This is a genomic window from Stenotrophomonas sp. YJH_SMC_127, from assembly GCF_059372445.1.
This window is the reverse complement of sequence record NZ_JCAFVO010000001.1, coordinates 615,428-631,639: the sequence shown is the minus strand read 5'-3', so window position 1 is coordinate 631,639 and position 16,212 is coordinate 615,428. Positions and strand designations below refer to the sequence as shown.

The 16,212-nt window shown below is 67.8% G+C and carries 15 protein-coding genes; 7 read left to right on the top strand and 8 right to left on the bottom strand.

Going from position 1 to position 16,212, the window contains the following annotated elements:
• The first annotated feature begins 23 nt into the window (after window positions 1–23).
• The 5 genes from AC5QAB_RS02830 (at window position 24) to AC5QAB_RS02810 (ending at window position 3,158) form a co-directional block, all read left to right on the top strand.
• Entirely contained in the window at window positions 24–221 is a 198-nt protein-coding gene (locus AC5QAB_RS02830) for a hypothetical protein (protein ID WP_014038210.1), read from the top strand.
• A complete protein-coding gene (locus tag AC5QAB_RS02825) occupies window positions 218–754 on the top strand; it encodes a glycoside hydrolase family protein (RefSeq protein WP_014648117.1) in 537 nt (178 codons plus the stop codon). The genes AC5QAB_RS02830 and AC5QAB_RS02825 overlap by 4 nt, the downstream gene beginning before the upstream one ends.
• 3 nt (window positions 755–757) lie before the next feature.
• Window positions 758–1,222 (top strand): lysis system spanin subunit, encoded by a 465-nt coding sequence (locus tag AC5QAB_RS02820; RefSeq protein ID WP_014648116.1) that lies wholly within the window; start codon window positions 758–760, stop codon window positions 1,220–1,222.
• A 49-nt stretch (window positions 1,223–1,271) separates the two neighbouring features.
• Window positions 1,272–2,135 carry an alpha/beta hydrolase gene (locus AC5QAB_RS02815; RefSeq protein ID WP_100450488.1) on the top strand — a complete coding sequence of 288 codons (864 nt, stop codon included), beginning with the start codon at window positions 1,272–1,274 and terminating at the stop codon, window positions 2,133–2,135.
• An 84-nt stretch (window positions 2,136–2,219) separates the two neighbouring features.
• Window positions 2,220–3,158, top strand: coding sequence for an alpha/beta hydrolase (locus tag AC5QAB_RS02810; protein WP_197561394.1), 939 nt, complete (start codon window positions 2,220–2,222; stop codon window positions 3,156–3,158).
• Between the two features lie 56 nt (window positions 3,159–3,214).
• Here the strand turns inward: AC5QAB_RS02810 and AC5QAB_RS02805 are convergent, their stop codons facing one another.
• Together AC5QAB_RS02805 and AC5QAB_RS02800 are read right to left on the bottom strand one after the other, a co-directional pair.
• Window positions 3,215–3,637 (bottom strand): response regulator, encoded by a 423-nt coding sequence (locus AC5QAB_RS02805; RefSeq protein ID WP_014648113.1) that lies wholly within the window; start codon window positions 3,635–3,637, stop codon window positions 3,215–3,217.
• A gap of 92 nt (window positions 3,638–3,729) precedes the next feature.
• A complete protein-coding gene (locus tag AC5QAB_RS02800) occupies window positions 3,730–4,497 on the bottom strand; it encodes a CPBP family glutamic-type intramembrane protease (RefSeq protein ID WP_197561393.1) in 768 nt (255 codons plus the stop codon).
• A gap of 149 nt (window positions 4,498–4,646) precedes the next feature.
• Between AC5QAB_RS02800 and AC5QAB_RS02795 the strand changes: the two genes are divergently transcribed.
• Window positions 4,647–4,952 carry a zf-TFIIB domain-containing protein gene (locus AC5QAB_RS02795; protein ID WP_197561392.1) on the top strand — a complete coding sequence of 102 codons (306 nt, stop codon included), beginning with the start codon at window positions 4,647–4,649 and terminating at the stop codon, window positions 4,950–4,952.
• Between the two features lie 77 nt (window positions 4,953–5,029).
• Here the strand turns inward: AC5QAB_RS02795 and AC5QAB_RS02790 are convergent, their stop codons facing one another.
• The 6 genes from AC5QAB_RS02790 to AC5QAB_RS02765 all read right to left on the bottom strand — a co-directional run bounded on the left by AC5QAB_RS02790 (window position 5,030) and on the right by AC5QAB_RS02765 (window position 12,029).
• Window positions 5,030–5,542, bottom strand: coding sequence for a GNAT family N-acetyltransferase (locus AC5QAB_RS02790; protein ID WP_032958968.1), 513 nt, complete (start codon window positions 5,540–5,542; stop codon window positions 5,030–5,032).
• Window positions 5,543–5,623: 81 nt separating this feature from the next.
• Window positions 5,624–6,634, bottom strand: a complete 1,011-nt coding sequence (locus tag AC5QAB_RS02785; RefSeq protein ID WP_053496105.1) for a copper resistance protein B — start codon at window positions 6,632–6,634, stop codon at window positions 5,624–5,626.
• Window positions 6,631–8,442: a copper resistance system multicopper oxidase gene (locus AC5QAB_RS02780; RefSeq protein WP_197561391.1), complete on the bottom strand. Its 1,812-nt coding sequence runs from the start codon at window positions 8,440–8,442 to the stop codon at window positions 6,631–6,633. Before AC5QAB_RS02780 ends, AC5QAB_RS02785 begins: the two co-directional genes overlap by 4 nt.
• A gap of 75 nt (window positions 8,443–8,517) precedes the next feature.
• The gene (locus tag AC5QAB_RS02775; RefSeq protein WP_069116289.1) at window positions 8,518–8,901 is read right to left on the bottom strand and encodes a CopL family metal-binding regulatory protein; all 384 of its coding nucleotides are present in this window, start codon (window positions 8,899–8,901) and stop codon (window positions 8,518–8,520) included.
• Window positions 8,902–9,105: 204 nt separating this feature from the next.
• A complete protein-coding gene (gene recQ, locus AC5QAB_RS02770) occupies window positions 9,106–10,911 on the bottom strand; it encodes a DNA helicase RecQ (RefSeq protein ID WP_032958973.1) in 1,806 nt (601 codons plus the stop codon).
• Between the two features lie 569 nt (window positions 10,912–11,480).
• Entirely contained in the window at window positions 11,481–12,029 is a 549-nt protein-coding gene (locus AC5QAB_RS02765; RefSeq protein WP_005410730.1) for a Dps family protein, read from the bottom strand.
• 86 nt (window positions 12,030–12,115) lie between these two features.
• Here AC5QAB_RS02765 and hrpA point away from each other — a divergent pair, with 86 nt between their 5' ends.
• A complete protein-coding gene (gene hrpA, locus AC5QAB_RS02760) occupies window positions 12,116–16,198 on the top strand; it encodes an ATP-dependent RNA helicase HrpA (RefSeq protein ID WP_164111288.1) in 4,083 nt (1,360 codons plus the stop codon).
• The last annotated feature ends 14 nt before the right edge of the window (window positions 16,199–16,212 follow it).

Sequence of the window (16,212 nt, the reverse complement as noted above, 5' to 3'; positions counted from 1 at the left end):
CTGCATTCCCTCCAGGACCCATCATGAAAGAAGAAATCATCAGCACGGCCGGCGCGGCGGCCATCAAGTCGGCGCCACCGGTTACCGTCGCCGGTGCGCTTGCAGCCGGCATCACCCTGGACCGCCTGGTCGTGGTCCTCACCATCATCTACCTGGCGGCGCAGATTGCCTATCTGGGCTGGCGCTGGCTGCGCGAATGGCGCCGCAGGGAGCGCGAATGAGCCGGCCCGGCAGTACATTGCCGGTACGCAGCCTGGTCGCCGCGCTTGCGCTGAGTGCTGCGGGCCTGATCGCCATCGTTGACCGCGAGGGATACACCGACGCCGCAGTGGTGCCCACGCGCAATGACCGGCCCACCTATGGCTTCGGCTCGACCGTTCGCGAGGATGGCACGCCGGTGAGGCTGGGCGACCGCACCACGCCGGTACGCGCGCTGCATGCCGTGCAGGCTCATCTGGCCAGGGAGGAAGGGCAGTTCCGCGCGTCGCTGCCCGGTGTGGCGCTCAGCCAGGGCGAGTACGACGTCTATGTCGATTTCCTCTACCAGTACGGCATCGGCAACTGGCGCGCGTCGTCGATGCGCCGGCATCTGCTGCAGGGTGAGTATCACCAGGCCTGCGATGCCTTGCTGCTGTGGAGACGGGCAGGGGGCTACGACTGTTCAACCCGCATCGACGGCCGCCCCAACACCGTGTGCTGGGGAGTGTGGGAGCGCCAGCAGCAGCGCCACGCGCGTTGCCTGGCGGAGCAGTGACCCATGCCGCGCATGCTGGTGGTGATGGCGTCGCTGCTGCTGTGGTCGTTGCTGATGTTCATGACTGGCTGGCGTTGGCGCGGTGATCGCAGCGACCTCGCGATGGCGCGTGCCGATGTGGAGCAACAGGCCGGCGCGGTGCAGTCCGAACGGCGGTTGCGCCGGGATCAGGAAGAACGGAGCGAGGCGATGGCCTCACTGGGGGAACAACATGAACAGGATCGTGAGCGCGCGGCCGAGGTGGATGCCGATGTGGTGGCTGCCCTGCGCGCTGGCACTCTCCGCCTGCGCGACGACCTCGCCGCGTGCCATACCGGCCGTCTGTCCGAAGCCGCCGCCCGCACCGGCGAACGTGATGCGGGCGCCCAGTTACGAGCAGAGGTTGCGGCAGCGCTTGTTCGAATCGGACGCGATGCCGACGACCAGCTCCGTGCCTGCCAGGCCGTGATCGAACTGGATCGCCGTTGAGGGCGCCGGCGCAGTTATGCTGGCCGTCCTCTCGAAAATGGAAGTTCGCATGCGCGTCGTCGCTCTCTCCGCCCTGATCCTGCTGGCCGCCGCAGGGCCGGGCCTCGCAGCTGTTCCCACCGTGCCGGCAGCACCGCCGGCATCGACCGCTGCGGCCGCACCACTGGTCATCGGCGAGACCTTCACCGTGCAGTCGAAGGCACTGGGCGAGACCCGCCGCATCAATGTCTATCGTCCGCAGCCCTGGGGCCTGGATCCGAAGGCGCCGCTGCCGGTGCTGTACATGGCCGATGGCGGCATCGGCGAGGATTTCCTGCATGTGGCAGGGCTGGTGCAGGTGCTGACCGGCAATGGCAGCATGCGTCCGTTCCTGCTGGTCGGCATCGAGAATACCGAGCGCCGCCGCGACATGACCGGCCCCAGCAGCGACCCGCAGGACCAGAAGATCGCGCCACGCATCGGTGGCTCGGCGGCCTACCGCAGCTTCCTGCGCGATGAACTGATGCCGCAGGTACGCCAGCGCTACCCGACCACAGACGAGCGTGCGCTGATCGGTGAGTCGCTGGCTGGCCTGTTCGTGGTCGAGACGCTGCTGCAGGAGCCGACGCTGTTCAACAGCTATATCGCGCTGGACCCCAGCCTGTGGTGGAACCGTGGTGCGATGCTGGCCGGAGCATCCCGGCAGCTGCCGGCGGTGACGCGTGCACAGCCGCACGTGTTCCTGGCCAGCAGCGGGCAACCGGAACTGGCCGCCTCCACGGCACGACTGGCCGCGCTGCTGCAGCAGGCCTCGCCGTCGCCGCTGGTGAAGTACCTGCCGCTGCCGGAGGAAACCCACGCGACCGTCTACCACCCGGCCGCATTGCAGGCGCTGCGCACACTGTTCCCGGCGCCGCCGCCGGCCTCGCCCTGACCGCGCGTGGCGCGGCGCCGCGCGACGTGTGAGGATGCGGTAGCGACGCCACCCGGGTGCGTCGCCCGCAACGGGAGAGTGTGGATGCAGCGTGTGCGTGGATGGAGTGTGGCGGCCTGCCTGGCCATGGGGGGCTGTGCGATGTCGGTGGCGCCACCGGCAACTCCGGATGAAGCGAAGGAAAGCGCGGCCACCGCCGCGCAGGGCGTGGTGCTGCCGGATACCGAGGCGCTGCGCGTGCACGACCCGGTGGGACGCGATTACCCGATCTGGGTGGCGTTGCCGGCCGACTACGCCGCACATCCGGAAAAGCACTATCCGGTGCTGTACGTGACCGATGCGCTGTACAGCTTCCCGCTGGTGCGCAGCGTGCGCAACCTGGTTGGGCAGAAGGGCGTCAACATCGAGGATTTCATCCTGGTCGGGCTGCCGCCGCAGGAGGGGCTGACCTCCAAGCAGAGCCGCTCGCGCGACTACACGCCCAGCACCCCGGCGCGTACGGTCGATGGCTACTACAGCGACGACGTCTCCTACGGCGGGGCCGCGCACTACCGCGATTTCCTGGCGGCGCAGGTGCTGCCGATGGTCGATGCGCGCTACCGCACCGATCCCACCCGCCGCATGTTCGCCGGCCACTCCTATGGCGCGCTGTTCGGCGCCTATGTGCTGACCACCCAGCCGGACTTGTTCAGCACCTACATCCTGTCCAGTCCGTCGCTGTGGTTCGACCAGCTACTGCTGCCACGCATGCAGGACGTTGCCGTCATCCCGGCGCAGCCCACGCGCGTTCTGTTGTCGGTGGGCAGCTATGAAACGGACAAGCCCGGGCCGCGCTATTCAACCGGCAACGACATGCTGCGCCAGACCGCCGACTTCACCGCCCAGCTTCAGCGCAGTGGCCGCAAGCTGAAGGTGGACAACGTGGTGATCGACGGTGAGGACCACCTGACCGTCTACCCGCGGGCGATCACCCGTGCGCTGCTGGAAGTGATGCCGGGCGAGGGGCCGTATACCGGCGGTTGATGGCCGGTGGCATCCACGCATGGCATGGATACCGGGGTGTGGTGTGGATGAATGCCTCAGGCCGCCTGTGCGTCCGGCCCGGTCAATACGCCCACATCGGCGTGCCGGAAGCACAGCCGGATGGCGTCGAGCAGCTCGCTCATGTTGTAGGGCTTGGGCAGGAAATGGATGCCGTCGCGCAGCTGCGGCAGCACCTGGTGCTGGTCCATGCCCGACGTCACCAGGATCGGCAGCTGGGGATACAGGCTGCGGACCCGGTTGGCGGCTTCGATGCCACTGATCGCCCCCAGATTGACGTCGGTGAACAGCAGGTCAAAACGCTCACCGGCCGCCAGCAGGCCCAGCGCCGCTTCGGCAGAGCTCACGCCCACTACGTGGCAGGCCTGGCTTTCCAGCGCCAGTCGGCTCAGCTCGCGGGTTTCCTCGGCGTCCTCGATGAGCAGGACGCGGGGTTCAACGTGGCGCTTGGACAGCAACATGACGCGACAACTCCGGACAGCAACGGTGAAAAGGCGCGCAAGTATGCGCAAGCCGGTAGTGATCCCGACGTGCACGGCAAGCTAAGCGGGCGTTACAGCCCTCTCTGGCGCCTGAACCGCACGTGCCAGGCCAGCACCGCCACCGCGAGCAGGGCGGTGCCGATGCGCAGGCCGGTGGCCTGCCAACCCAATGCGATGGCGTCATCGAGGCTGAACACATTCCAGGCAAGGTTCATCGAAACATGCAGGATCAGGCCGCACCACAGGGTGTCGCCGTCGAGGTGGTCGAGCCAGGCGAAGATGAAGCCGCCCAGCGCGATCATCGCGCCAATGAACAGTGCGATGCCGCCGCCGTCGAACCCGCCGAAGCCGAGCCAGTGCACCATGCCGAACAGCAGTGCCTGCGGCAGCGCGAGCAACGGCCACGGACCGCGCACGATCTTCACCAGCAGCACGAAGCCGAGGCCACGGAACAGCACTTCCTCGGCCAGCGGGAACAGCGCGGCCAGCATCGTGGCATCCAGCGCAGTCAGTGCCGTGTTCGGAGTTCCGAGCAGCGCCAGTCCCAGCCAGCAGGGCAGGCTGGCCAGCAGCACCCACAACGGGCCGCCCCAGCCGTTTCCGCGCAGTCCCAAGCTGGCCATCAGGCCCATGTCACGGGGCCGCAGCAGCGCGGCCAGCAGCAGTGCCACCAGCACCGCCAGCGCGTTGTCCAACAGGCTGCCGCCATAGGGGATGGGCAGTGCGGGAACCGGTGTGCCGATGGCCGCGGCGATATCCCGCAGGTTCAGGCCAAGGCCGACACCCAGCAGCACCAGCAACAGGCGCGCGGTGGTGGGCAGGCGGGACAATACGGTCATGTACGCATTCCCTGCGGAACAAGGGCGCAGTGTGCCGCGCGGTACGCATGTGGGCACGCGCCGGAAGTCCCTGTGCCATCGGTCACGCGTTGCCGCACAGTCATCGCGGTGCAGGTACAGTCGAAACCAGACCGACAGGAGCAATACCGATGCTGTGCCCCGTGTGCAAGACCCAGACGCTGCAGATGGCCAAACGCCACGGCATCGAGATCGATTACTGCCCAAGTTGCCGCGGCGTGTGGCTGGATCGTGGCGAGCTGGACAAGATCATCGAGCGCGCAGGCGCCGGTGCGGCCGTACCGCCGCCAGCGCCCGTGCAGGCTCAGCCGGCGTCGCCGCCACTGGTGATGCACCGTGATACCCGCCACCTCGGCCAGCGCTACGAGGACAACCGGGGCCAGGGCTACAAGAAAAAGAAGAAGGACAGCTTCCTGTCGGAACTGTTCGATTTCTAGTTTGTAGCGTCGAGCCATGCTCGACTGGATATTGCAGACCCTGGCCAAGCATGGCTCGACGCTACATGGCTGCATGATCATGGCCGCCGCAGGATGAACTCGCGGTCGTGGGTATCACCGACGATGAAGTCGTACTCGCCGACCTTGCTGCAGCCATAGCGCGCGTAGAAGCGCTGCGCGCCGAAGTTTTCTTCCCATACGCCCACCCACAGGGTGCGGCGCTGCGGCTGGTCCAGCCAGGCCATGAACGCGTCCATCAGGCGTGCACCATGGCCGCCGTTCTGGTGTGCGGCCAGGATGTAGAACCGCTTCAGTTCGATGTCGCCCTCGCGTGCATCGGCATGCGGCAGGGTGTTGGCACCGGCGGCCAGGTAGCCGACCACGGCGTCGCCGTCCATCAGCAGCCAGATGGCACTGCGTGGGTCGGACAGTTCAGTGCGCTGCGGTTCGCTGCTGTAGTGCGCCTGCAGGAAATCATGCAGCTCCTGCGCGGGGTACGAGTCGCCCCAGGTTTCGGTGTAGGTGGTGATGGCGATCGCCGACAGGGCATCGACATCGGCAAGGGTGGCGCGGCGGATCTGCAACGACATGGCGGTGCCTGCACTGGAACGTGGCGCAGTGTAGCCGGCCCCGGCGGCTGCCGGGGCTGGCCATTGCGCACGAGCCGCTGCTCAGAACCACATGCGCACGCCGGCCACCCAGCGTGTGTCGCGCGCGTGGTCGCCGGCGTAGTCGGCGGTGTCGCCAAACGTGCGCTCGTGGCTGATGCCGATGTATGGCGCAAAACGGCGGCTGAACTCATAGCGCAGGCGCAGCCCGGCTTCGACCTTGTTCAGTCCGCGACCAATGCCGTACTCCGGTTCATCCCTGGCAGCGACGGTGGCTTCCAGCAGCGGCTGCAGGATCAGGCGGTTGGTCAGCAGCACGTCGTACTCGACCTCGGCCTTGGCCAGCACCTGGCCGCCGGAACCCATATACAGCGTGGCCGAGCTCTCGAACTTGTACGGTGCCAGCCCCTGGATGCCGATGGCCGCCCACGTGCGCGAGTCGGCCGGGCGGAAGTCCTGGCGCACGCCGACCAGCACGTCCCACCACGGCGACACGCTGCGGCCATACAGTGCTTCCAGCGACGATGACTCGGTGCGGCCGCGGCTGCGTTCGCCATCGGTGCGCAGCCACAGGCGGTTGATGTTGCCACCGATCCAGCCGGTGGCCTCCCAGGCCTGGCCATTGCTGCTCTTGCCGTCCCAATGTTCGAGGCGGTCGATCAGCAGCAGGCTGTTGATCTCCGGCGCATGCTCCATCGCACCGTGCGCGATCGGTGGGAATGCGGCAGCGCGGTCGGCATCGGTCGGCACCGGGATGGGGGCGCGCGGTTCGGTGGGCGCGGGCGTGGCATGGCCCATTGCCCCGTGGTCCATCTGCGAATGGTCCATCGCCGCCGGTTGCATCGCGCCATGGTCCATCTTCGAGTGATCCATGCCGGCATGATCTGTGGCGCCCGAATCCATCTTCGAATGATCCATCTTCGAATGATCGGCCTGTTCGACCGGCGCGTTGGCGGTCTTTGCGGGCGGATCCATCGCGGCCATGTCATGCCCGGCGTGCGACTGCGCGAACACCGGCAATGCGGCGGCCAGGCCCAGGGCCAGCAGGCTGGGGGAAAGCAGTGAGCGGCTCATTCTTCGATCCTCACTTCGCGCATCATGCCCGCTTCCATGTGGTACAGCAGATGGCAGTGGTAGGCCCAGCGGCCGAGCGCATCGGCGCGCACGCGGTAGCTGCGGCGGGTGCCGGGCGGCATGTCGATGGTGTGCTTGCGCACCTGGAATTCCTCCTGCGCGTTCTCCAGATCGCTCCACACGCCATGCAGGTGGATCGGGTGCTGCATCATGGTGTCGTTGACCAGCACGATGCGCATGCGCTCGCCGTAGTTCAGCCGCAGCGGTTCGGCGCTGGCGAACGGAATGCCATCGAACGACCAGGAGAATTTCTCCATGTGCCCGGTCAGGTGCAGTTCGATCTCACGGCTGGGCTCGCGGCCATCGGGGTCCTCGAACAGGCTGCGCATCGCGCCATAGGTCAGCACCTGGCGGCCGTTGTCGCGCAGGCCGATGCCGGGGTCGTCCAGCTTCGGTTCGGTCGCCGAGCTCTGCATGTCCACCAGCGGGTTGTTGCGCTCGCTGGGCGGGTGCTTCGGCGCCTTGCTGGCGGCATCACCGCCGCCATGCGCACCGTGGCCCATGCTGGCGCCGCAGCCGCCTTCCATGCCCTTCATCGCGGTCATGTCGTGGCCGCCGTGGCCACCACTGCCCATGTCGTGGCCCATGTCGCTCATCGTCAGCAACGGGCGTGGGTCGCGCTCGGGAATCGGCGCCTGCAGGCCATGGCGCACCGCCAGCGTGCCGGCAGCGTAGCCGGTGCGGCCCATGTCCTGGCAGAAGATCGTGTAGGCATCCTGGCCGCTCGGTTCCACCAGCACATCGTAGGTCTCGGCCGGCGCGATGCGGAATTCATCGATGCTGACCGGGTGGATGTACTGGCCATCAGCGGCGACCACGGTCATCTTCAGGCCGGGAATGCGCACATCGAAGTAGGTCATCGAGGCGCCGTTGATGAAACGCAGCAGCACCTTCTCGCCGCTGCGGAACAGCCCGGTCCAGTTGCCGGCCGGGGCGGTGCCGTTCATCAGGTAGGTGTAGGTGTGGGCGTTGATGTCGGAGATGTCGGTCGGCGTCATCCGCATCCGCCCCCACATGCCACGGTCGGACAGCGCGGCTGACCAGCCCCCGCGCTTCACGTCACGCAGGAAGTCGGGCAGGGTGCGCTTGTAGTAGTTGTCATGCTCGGCGAGCTTCTTCATGCGCCGGAACAGCGCACCCGGATCCATGTCGGTCCAGTCGGACAGCATGATCACGTGCTCGCGGTCGTGCCGGTACGGCGCCGGTTCGGCCGGATCGATGATCAGCGCGCCGTACAGGCCGGCCTGCTCCTGGAACATCGAGTGGCTGTGGTACCAGTAGGTACCCGACTGCTTCAGCTGGAAGTGGTAGTGGTAGGTCTCGCCGGGGCCGATGCCGTTGAAGCTCAGGCCGGGCACGCCGTCCATGTTGGCCGGCAGCAGGATGCCGTGCCAGTGGATCGAGGTCGGGTGGCGTTCCAGCGTGTTGCGCACGAACAGGTCCACGGTCTGGCCTTCGCGCCAGCGCAGGATCGGCGCCGGCAGCGATCCATTGACGGTGATCGCCGGGCGGGTGCGGCCGGTGAAGTTGGCCAGTGATTCGCCGATGGCCAGTTCGATGCGGGTGTCGCTGAGCACGGCTGGGGCGCCGGCCAGGCGCGGGGTGGCCGTGGCGGCGGCGAGCGCGCGCTGTGGTACGCCGACGGCGGCGATGCCGGCAACCACGCCGCCGGCGGCCAGGCCCTGCACGAACAGGCGGCGCGACGGCATGGGCACGGCGCCCGGACCGGGGGGAATGCGGGTATTCATGGTGGTGACTCCAGACACGTAAAGACGCCGGCAGGTGGCCGGCTACGGTGCGCAGGGCGCACGGTGCATGTGGAATCAGCCGATGGGAGGGCGTGAGATCGGCGGCAGCGGCGGCGCCGGACGGCCGGTGGCCGGCATCGGCTGTGGTGCCAGCGACAACGCCGGGCCGGCCATGAACGGCAACGGCTGCACCACCAGCAACGGGTGCTGGGCACAGCTGCGCACGCAGTCCTTGATCTGGCAGTGGGCGTCGTGGGCGGGGGCCTTGGCCTGCGGGGCCGGGTCGGCCTGCATGCCGGCGTGGTGGTGGCAGTCGGCGTCACCGCCAGCTGCGGCGGCCGCGACGGCGTGTGCCATCCGCCCCATTTCTTCATGACCGCTGGCCATGGCCGCGTTCAGCCCGTTGAGCAACAGGCTGAGCATGAGCACGACACGAAGCAGGGTCGAGGCCAGGGACATGGCGCTAATCTAGCCGCAAGCGGGCGCGGATGCACTTCCGGCTGAATGGCCGGTTCAAGGTTGGAGCTGCACCAAGGTGGAGCCGGGCCCGCGCTCGGCTGCTGTTCGCGCAGGGGCAGCCGAGCGTGGGCTCGGCTCTACCGGGGCGCCCGCGCGCCGTTGGGACCATGCCCGGCGGCCGCGCAGCGCGGCAACGCGATACCGTCAGCCCTCTTCGCGCACGATCTCGACCAGGCGCGGGCCGTAACGGCTCAGCTTGGTGCCGCCGATGCCGCCGACCCGTGCCAGTGCATCCAGGCTGGTCGGGCGCTGTTCGGCGATGTTGCGCAGGGTGCTGTCGTGGAAGATCACGAACGCCGGCACGTTCTGTTCGCGGGCCAGTTCGGCACGCAGGCCGCGCAGGGCGTTGAACAGCGCCAGATCCTGCGGCAGTACCGACAGCCCGGTACGCTGCGCACTGCGCTCGCGCCCGCTGGTGCTGCTGGCCGGGTCGCGGCGCATGCTGATCTGTCGGCGGCCGGTCAGTACGTCGCGGCTGGCGTCGGTCAGGCGCAGGCCGCCGTGGCCCTCGCTGTCCACTTCCAGCAGGCTGGCGGCGACCAGTTGGCGGAACACGCTGCGCCAGGTGCGCGCATCCAGATCGCGACCGATCGCATAGGTGCTGAGCTTGTCGTGGCCCTGCTGCTTCACCTTCTCGTTCTCGCTGCCACGCAGGATGTCGATCAGGTGGCCGACGCCGAAGCGCTGGCCGCTGCGGTAGACGCAGCTCAGCGCCTTCTGTGCCGGAATGGTCGCGTCCCACGAGGCCGGCGGTGTCAGGCAGTTGTCGCAGTTGCCGCAGGGCTGGGGGTAGGTCTCGCCGAAACCGGCCAGCAGCACCTGGCGGCGGCACTGCATGGATTCGCAGTAGCCCAGCAGATGGTCGAGCTTGGCCCGCTCCAGCTGCTTGCGCTCTTCGCCGGCCTCGGACTGCTCGATCATCTGCTTGAGCAGCACCACGTCGCCCAGGCCGTAGCACAGCCAGGCCTCGGCGGCCTCGCCATCGCGACCGGCGCGGCCGGTTTCCTGGTAGTAGCCTTCCATCGACTTGGGCAGGTCGGTATGCGCGACAAAGCGCACGTCCGGCTTGTCGATGCCCATGCCGAAGGCGATGGTGGCGCACATCACGATGCCGTCCTCGCGCAGGAAGCGGCGCTGGTTGTTCGCGCGCACGTCCGGCGGCAGGCCGGCGTGGTAGGGCAGGGCGTTGAAGCCCTGGCCGCAGAGGAATTCAGCGGTCTCCTCGACCTTGCGCCGCGACATGCAGTAGACGATGCCGGCCTCGCCACGGTGGCTGCGCAGGAAGTCGGTCAGCTGCTTGCGGGCGTTGTCCTTCTGCACCACGGTGTAGCGGATGTTGGGGCGGTCGAAGGAGCTGACGAAGTGGCGTGCTTCCTGCAGATCCAGGCGCTCGGCGATCTCGCGCTGGGTTGGCGGATCGGCGGTGGCGGTCAGCGCGATCCTCGGGATCTGCGGCCAGCGCTCGTGCAGCACGGTCAGCTGGCGGTATTCCGGGCGGAAGTCGTGGCCCCACTGCGACACGCAGTGTGCTTCGTCGATGGCGAACAGGGCGATCTGGCTGCGCGACAGCAGCGACAGGAAGCGACCGGTCAGCAGCCGCTCGGGAGCGACATAGAGCATGTCCAGCTCACCGGCGAGCAGTTCGCGCTCGACGCGGCCGGCAGTCTCGGCATCCAGGGTGGAATTCAGGTACTCGGCGCGCACGCCGAGCTGGCGCAGGGCTTCGACCTGGTCCTGCATCAGCGCGATCAGCGGCGAGATGACGATGCCGCAACCGTCACGCAGCAGGGCCGGGACCTGGTAGCACAGCGATTTGCCGCCGCCGGTGGGCATCAGCACCAGGGCATCGTGACCGGCAGCCACATGCTCCACGATGTCCTGCTGCGGACCACGGAAATCGTCGTAACCAAAGACGCGTTGGAGCAGGTCGTGCGCGGGACGGGAAGCCATCCGGTTAGTTTACCCCGGAGGGAGGGGTAGGGGTTCGGCAGGGCTGCGCCCTGCACCTGCTGCAAGCCAGTGCAACGTCAAAGGCAACAGCCGGCTCTGGGCTGTCTGCTTATTGGGCGGGGCGGTGTGGGCTTGCAGGACACGCCGTAAACCCGTCCTTGGGGGCTCGATGGCGCCATCCATGGCGCCAACGGTCCTGCAAGCCCCCACCGCCCCACCCCCGACAGTTTCCCGGTGACGGGGGGCCAGATCAATCCACGCCATGCGTGGATGAAAACTGTCAGAACTCGACAAACAAAATGGGTCAGATCCGTTTTCCTGGGGAAAACGGATCTGACCCCAATGGCTTTGCCGGCAGATCGCGGAAAACTGCCGAAGGCGGGGTGGGTCCGGTGCCAGGGGTGTCCGCGGCATGGATGCCGCGGCCAAGCCCCCAAGGACGGGTTCACGGCGTCCCCTGCTACCGGACCCACCCCGCCAACCCACAGGAAACCAGCTTTTGCTCCGGCCGTTGCCGTTGCAGTTGCCTCTGCGGGTGCAGGGCGCAGCCCTGCCGGGCCCCCCAACTCTTACTGCAGCAGCGAGCGCAGCATCCAGGCGTACTTCTCGTGGGTCTGCAGCCGCTGGGTCATCAGATCCTCGGTCGGGGCGTCGTCTCCCTTGGCCGCCACCTCCAGCACTTCACGTGCCGTACGGCAGACTGCTTCGTTGGCGACCACCAACTGGCGTACCATTTCACGCCAGTCCGCGCTGTCGGTCAGGCCCGGTTCCTCGGCGATCGAGGTCAGCGCAGCGAATTCCCGGTAGGAGCCCGGGGCATTGAAGCCCAGCGCGCGGATGCGCTCGGCCACGTCGTCCAGTGCCGCCCACTGCTCGGTGTACTGCGTCTCGAACATGGTGTGCAGCGAGTTGAACATCGACCCGGTCACGTTCCAGTGGAAGTTGTGCGTCTTCAGGTAGAGCGTGAACGCATCGGCCTGGAAGCGCGACAGACCGTCGGCGATCTTCTTGCGGTCGCCCTGGGTGATCCCGATATCGATGTTCGGCGCCGACGGTGCCGCCGCTGCAAGCTTCTGCTTGCCGGTCTTGGCCTTGGTCGTGCTCTTGGTCTTCGCCATGGGGTTCCTCCTTGTGGAATCGTTGGCCTTCACAATAAACCGGTCGTGATGACTGGTCGCTATCAAAGTTTTGAACGAACCGATTGATGAACTCTATCGATAAAAATCCATCGTCCCGCCTGCGCCAACAGCGCGCCGCCATCGACGGCGCCATGAGCCGCGACCGGGGCCGTTTGCTGGGGATGCTCTCGCGTTGCCAGGCCAAGCCACAGGATGCGGCGTTGGCCGCTACCTTCGAGCAGGCCTTGCAGGCGTCGGTGCAGCGCCGGCAGGTCCGGGCGCAGCAGCAGCCGTCCATTACTCTGGACCCGCAGCTGCCGATTGCGCGTGAAGCCGACGCCATCATCGGGCTGATCCGCGACCATCAGGTGGTGGTGATCGCTGGTGAAACCGGCTCGGGCAAGACCACCCAGCTGCCGAAACTGTGCCTGGCCGCAGGCCGTGGCCAGGCCGGCATGATCGGTTGCACCCAGCCGCGACGGATTGCCGCACGTGCGGTGGCAAGCCGCGTGGCGCAGGAACTGCAGAGCGAACTGGGCCAGCTGGTCGGCTACCAGGTGCGCTTCAACGACAAGGTCAGCGACGACAGCCGCATCAAGTTCATGACCGACGGCATCCTGCTGGCGGAGATCGCCAGTGACCGCTGGTTGTCGAACTACGACACGATCATCGTCGACGAGGCGCACGAACGCAGCCTCAACATCGATTTCCTGCTGGGCTACCTGAAGCAGCTGCTGCGCAAGCGCCCGGACCTGAAACTGATCGTCACCTCGGCCACCATCGATACCGAACGCTTCGCCCAGCATTTCGACAATGCGCCGGTGATCAGCGTCGAAGGCCGTACCTATCCGGTGGAAGTGCGCTATCGCGCGCTGGAAGGCGAGGGCGAAGACCAGGGCGAACGCACTGTCAACGACGCCATCGTGTCGGCCATCGACGAGATCACCCGCCTGGATGCGCGCGGCGACGTGCTGATCTTCCTGCCGGGCGAACGCGAGATCCGCGATGCGCACCAGTCGCTGGAGCGCCGCAAGTACCGCAACACCGAGGTGCTGCCGCTCTATGCGCGGCTGTCCAACCAGGACCAGGACCGGGTGTTCAATCCCGGGCCGAACCGGCGCATCGTGCTGGCCACCAACGTCGCGGAGACCTCGCTGACGGTGCCGCGCATCCGCTACGTGGTCGATCCGGGCTTTGCCCGCGTCAAGCGCTACAGTCCGCGCAACAAGCTGGACCGCCTGCACATCGAGCCGATCTCGCAGGCCAGCGCCAACCAGCGCAAGGGCCGCTGCGGCCGTATCGCCGAGGGCATCTGTTACCGCCTGTACGCCGAAGCCGATTTCCAGGCGCGGCCGGAGTTCACCGATCCGGAGATCCGCCGCTCCAGCCTGGCCGGGGTGATCCTGCGCATGCTGCAGCTGGGCCTGGGCCGCATCGAGGAGTTTCCGTTCCTGGAAGCGCCGGACGAGCGTGCGGTGGCCGATGGCTGGCAGCAGCTGACCGAACTGGGTGCGATCGACGCCGAGCGGCGCATGACCACCATCGGCAAGCAGATGGCACGCCTGCCGGTGGACGTGAAGCTGGCGCGCATGCTGGTCGCCGCGCAGGCCGCCGGCTGCCTGCGGCCGATGCTGGTGATCGCCTCGTTCCTGGGCATCCAGGACCCGCGCGAACGTCCGCCCGAAGCACGCGGTGCCGCCGACAGCGCGCATGCGCAGTTCGCCGATGGTCGTTCCGAGTTCGTTGGCGTGCTGCGCCTGTGGGATGCCTACCGGCAGGCCCATGAAGACCTGACCCAGTCCAAGCTGCGCGACTGGTGCGGCCGTCATTTCCTCGGCTTCCTGCGCATGCGCGAGTGGCGCGAGCTGCACCGCCAGCTGCGGCTGCTGTGCGAGGAACTGGGCTGGAAGGAAGAGGCCAACGAGGCGTCGATGGCGCCGTTGCTGGCCGGCAGCAGTGCGCCGGCGGCAGCGCGTGATGATGCCGCCGCAGTGAAGGCCACCCGTGGCCAGTTGCACCGCGCTGCACGCCTGGCCCGCGAAGGCAAGGCCGAAGCGGCGCCGACGCCGGTGGCCGTACGTGCACAGAAGGAGCAGGCACCGGCGGGCGGCGGCTTCAGCGAACGCGTGCGCGCGGCTGCCTACCAGACCCTGCACCGGGCGTTGGTGGCGGGCCTGCCGACGCAGATCGGGCACCGCACCGAGAAGGGCGATTTCCAGGCGCCACGCCAGCGCCGTTTCCTGCCGTTCCCCGGTTCGGCGCTGTCCAAGCGCCCGCCGCCGTGGTTGCTGGTGGCCAACCTGCTGGACACGCAGAAGGTCTGGGGCATGACCCTGGCCGCGATCGAGCCGGACTGGGTCATCGCCGAACTGCCGCACCTGCTGCTGCGCAAGCACTTCGACCCGCACTGGTCGCGCGCGCAGGGCCAGGTGCTGGCCTCCGAGCAGATCAGCCTGTTCGGCCTGGTGCTGGCACCGAAGAAGCCGGTGCACTACGGCCGCATCGCACCGGGCGAGGCGCACGACATCTTCGTGCGCCAGGCGCTGGTGACCGGCGAGATCAACACCCGCGCCAGCTTCGTGGCCGACAACCAGAAAGTGCTGGAGGTCGCCCGCGAGGAGGAAGCGAAGCTGCGCCGCGCCGGCATCGTGGCCGACGAGGACTGGCAGGCGCGCTGGTACCTGGACCGGGTGCCGCCGCAGATCCATTCGGCGGCAGGGCTGGATGCCTGGTGGAAGGGGCTGGCGCCGGAACAGCGCAAGACCCTGCACTGGTCACTGGTCGACCTGTTGCCGGGTGAGGGCAGCGAACAGGAGCGCTACCCGAAGTACCTGCCGCTGGGCCAGGCGCGCCTGCCACTGCACTACCGCTTCGAGCCGGGTGCCGATGATGACGGCGTGACCCTGGACGTGCCGCTGCACCTGCTCAACGCGCTGGACCCGGTGCAGCTGGGCTGGCTGGCGCCTGGCTTCGTCGCCGACAAGGCCTCGGCACTCATCCGCAGCCTGCCCAAGGCGATGCGCCGCAACTACGTGCCGGCGCCGGACTTCGGTCGTGCGTTCTTCGAGGCATTCCCGCAGCCCAGCGCCGATGCCATCACTGGCGAACTGGCGCGCTTTTTGTCACGTGCCACCGGCGCGACGGTGACGGCGCTCGATTTCGAACCCGCTTCGATCGAACCGCACCTGCACATGAACCTGCGCCTGCGCGACGAGCACGGCAAGGTGCTGGCGACCTCGCGTGATCTCGATGCGTTGCGCGCGAAATTCGGCGGCCGTGCCGGCGATGCCTTCGCTGCACGCGCGGGGCGCGAGATGGCGGCCGATGGCCTGCGCACGTTCCCGGCCGCGCCGATTCCGCTGCAGGTGCCCGGTGAAGCCGGCGTTCCGGCCTATCCGGCGCTGCTGGACGAGGGCGACAGCGTGGCGCTGCGCATCTTCGCCGATCGCCAGCAGGCGCAGGAGGCCCACCCGCTGGGTGTGCGCCGGCTGCTGGAGATTGCCCTGGCCGAGAAGGTCAAGCAGGCGCGCAAGCAGCTGCCGGTGGGTGCCAAGACCGGCCTGCTGTATGCCGCGATCGAATCGCAGGAACGCCTGCGTGGAGACCTGGTGGATGCGGCGATGAACGCGGTGCTGGCCGAAGGCCTGGAAGACATCCGCGATGCGGCAGCCTTCGAGCAACGCCGCGAGCATGCGGCCAAGGCCCTGTTCGGCGAGGCGATGTCGCGGCTGAAACTGGCCGAGTCCATCCTGGCGCTGGTGGCGGAACTGAAGCCGTTGCTGGAGGCGCCGTTGATGGGCTGGGCGCGTGGCAACCTGGACGACATGGAAGCGCAGCTGGCCGGGCTGATCCACCCCGGCTTCCTGCGCGACACGCCGGCCGACGCGCTGGCGCAGTACCCGCGCTACCTGAAGGCGATGATCCTGCGCACCGAGCGTGCCAAGCGTGATCCGCCGCGTGACCAGGCGCGCATGCTGGAATTGCACCCGTTCCTGGAGGCGCTGGAAGCGGGCGAGCAGCAGGGCCTGCGTGATCGCCCGCAATGGCAGGCGCTGCGTTGGGATCTGGAAGAGCTGCGGGTGTCGTTGTTCGCGCAGGAGCTGGGGGCGCGCACCGGCATTTCGGCGAAGAAGCTGGCGCAGCGGGTGGCTGCACTTCGCCAGGCGTGAACGCGCGCCATGGT

Coding starts and splice junctions, on each gene's coding strand:
- AC5QAB_RS02830 (WP_014038210.1), top strand. CDS start 24: ATGAAAGAAGAAATCATCAGCACGGCCGGCGCGGCGGCCATCAAGTCG.
- AC5QAB_RS02825 (WP_014648117.1), top strand. CDS start 218: ATGAGCCGGCCCGGCAGTACATTGCCGGTACGCAGCCTGGTCGCCGCG.
- AC5QAB_RS02820 (WP_014648116.1), top strand. CDS start 758: ATGCCGCGCATGCTGGTGGTGATGGCGTCGCTGCTGCTGTGGTCGTTG.
- AC5QAB_RS02815 (WP_100450488.1), top strand. CDS start 1,272: ATGCGCGTCGTCGCTCTCTCCGCCCTGATCCTGCTGGCCGCCGCAGGG.
- AC5QAB_RS02810 (WP_197561394.1), top strand. CDS start 2,220: ATGCAGCGTGTGCGTGGATGGAGTGTGGCGGCCTGCCTGGCCATGGGG.
- AC5QAB_RS02805 (WP_014648113.1), bottom strand. CDS start 3,637: ATGTTGCTGTCCAAGCGCCACGTTGAACCCCGCGTCCTGCTCATCGAG.
- AC5QAB_RS02800 (WP_197561393.1), bottom strand. CDS start 4,497: ATGACCGTATTGTCCCGCCTGCCCACCACCGCGCGCCTGTTGCTGGTG.
- AC5QAB_RS02795 (WP_197561392.1), top strand. CDS start 4,647: ATGCTGTGCCCCGTGTGCAAGACCCAGACGCTGCAGATGGCCAAACGC.
- AC5QAB_RS02790 (WP_032958968.1), bottom strand. CDS start 5,542: ATGTCGTTGCAGATCCGCCGCGCCACCCTTGCCGATGTCGATGCCCTG.
- AC5QAB_RS02785 (WP_053496105.1), bottom strand. CDS start 6,634: ATGAGCCGCTCACTGCTTTCCCCCAGCCTGCTGGCCCTGGGCCTGGCC.
- AC5QAB_RS02780 (WP_197561391.1), bottom strand. CDS start 8,442: ATGAATACCCGCATTCCCCCCGGTCCGGGCGCCGTGCCCATGCCGTCG.
- AC5QAB_RS02775 (WP_069116289.1), bottom strand. CDS start 8,901: ATGTCCCTGGCCTCGACCCTGCTTCGTGTCGTGCTCATGCTCAGCCTG.
- recQ (WP_032958973.1), bottom strand. CDS start 10,911: ATGGCTTCCCGTCCCGCGCACGACCTGCTCCAACGCGTCTTTGGTTAC.
- AC5QAB_RS02765 (WP_005410730.1), bottom strand. CDS start 12,029: ATGGCGAAGACCAAGAGCACGACCAAGGCCAAGACCGGCAAGCAGAAG.
- hrpA (WP_164111288.1), top strand. CDS start 12,116: ATGAACTCTATCGATAAAAATCCATCGTCCCGCCTGCGCCAACAGCGC.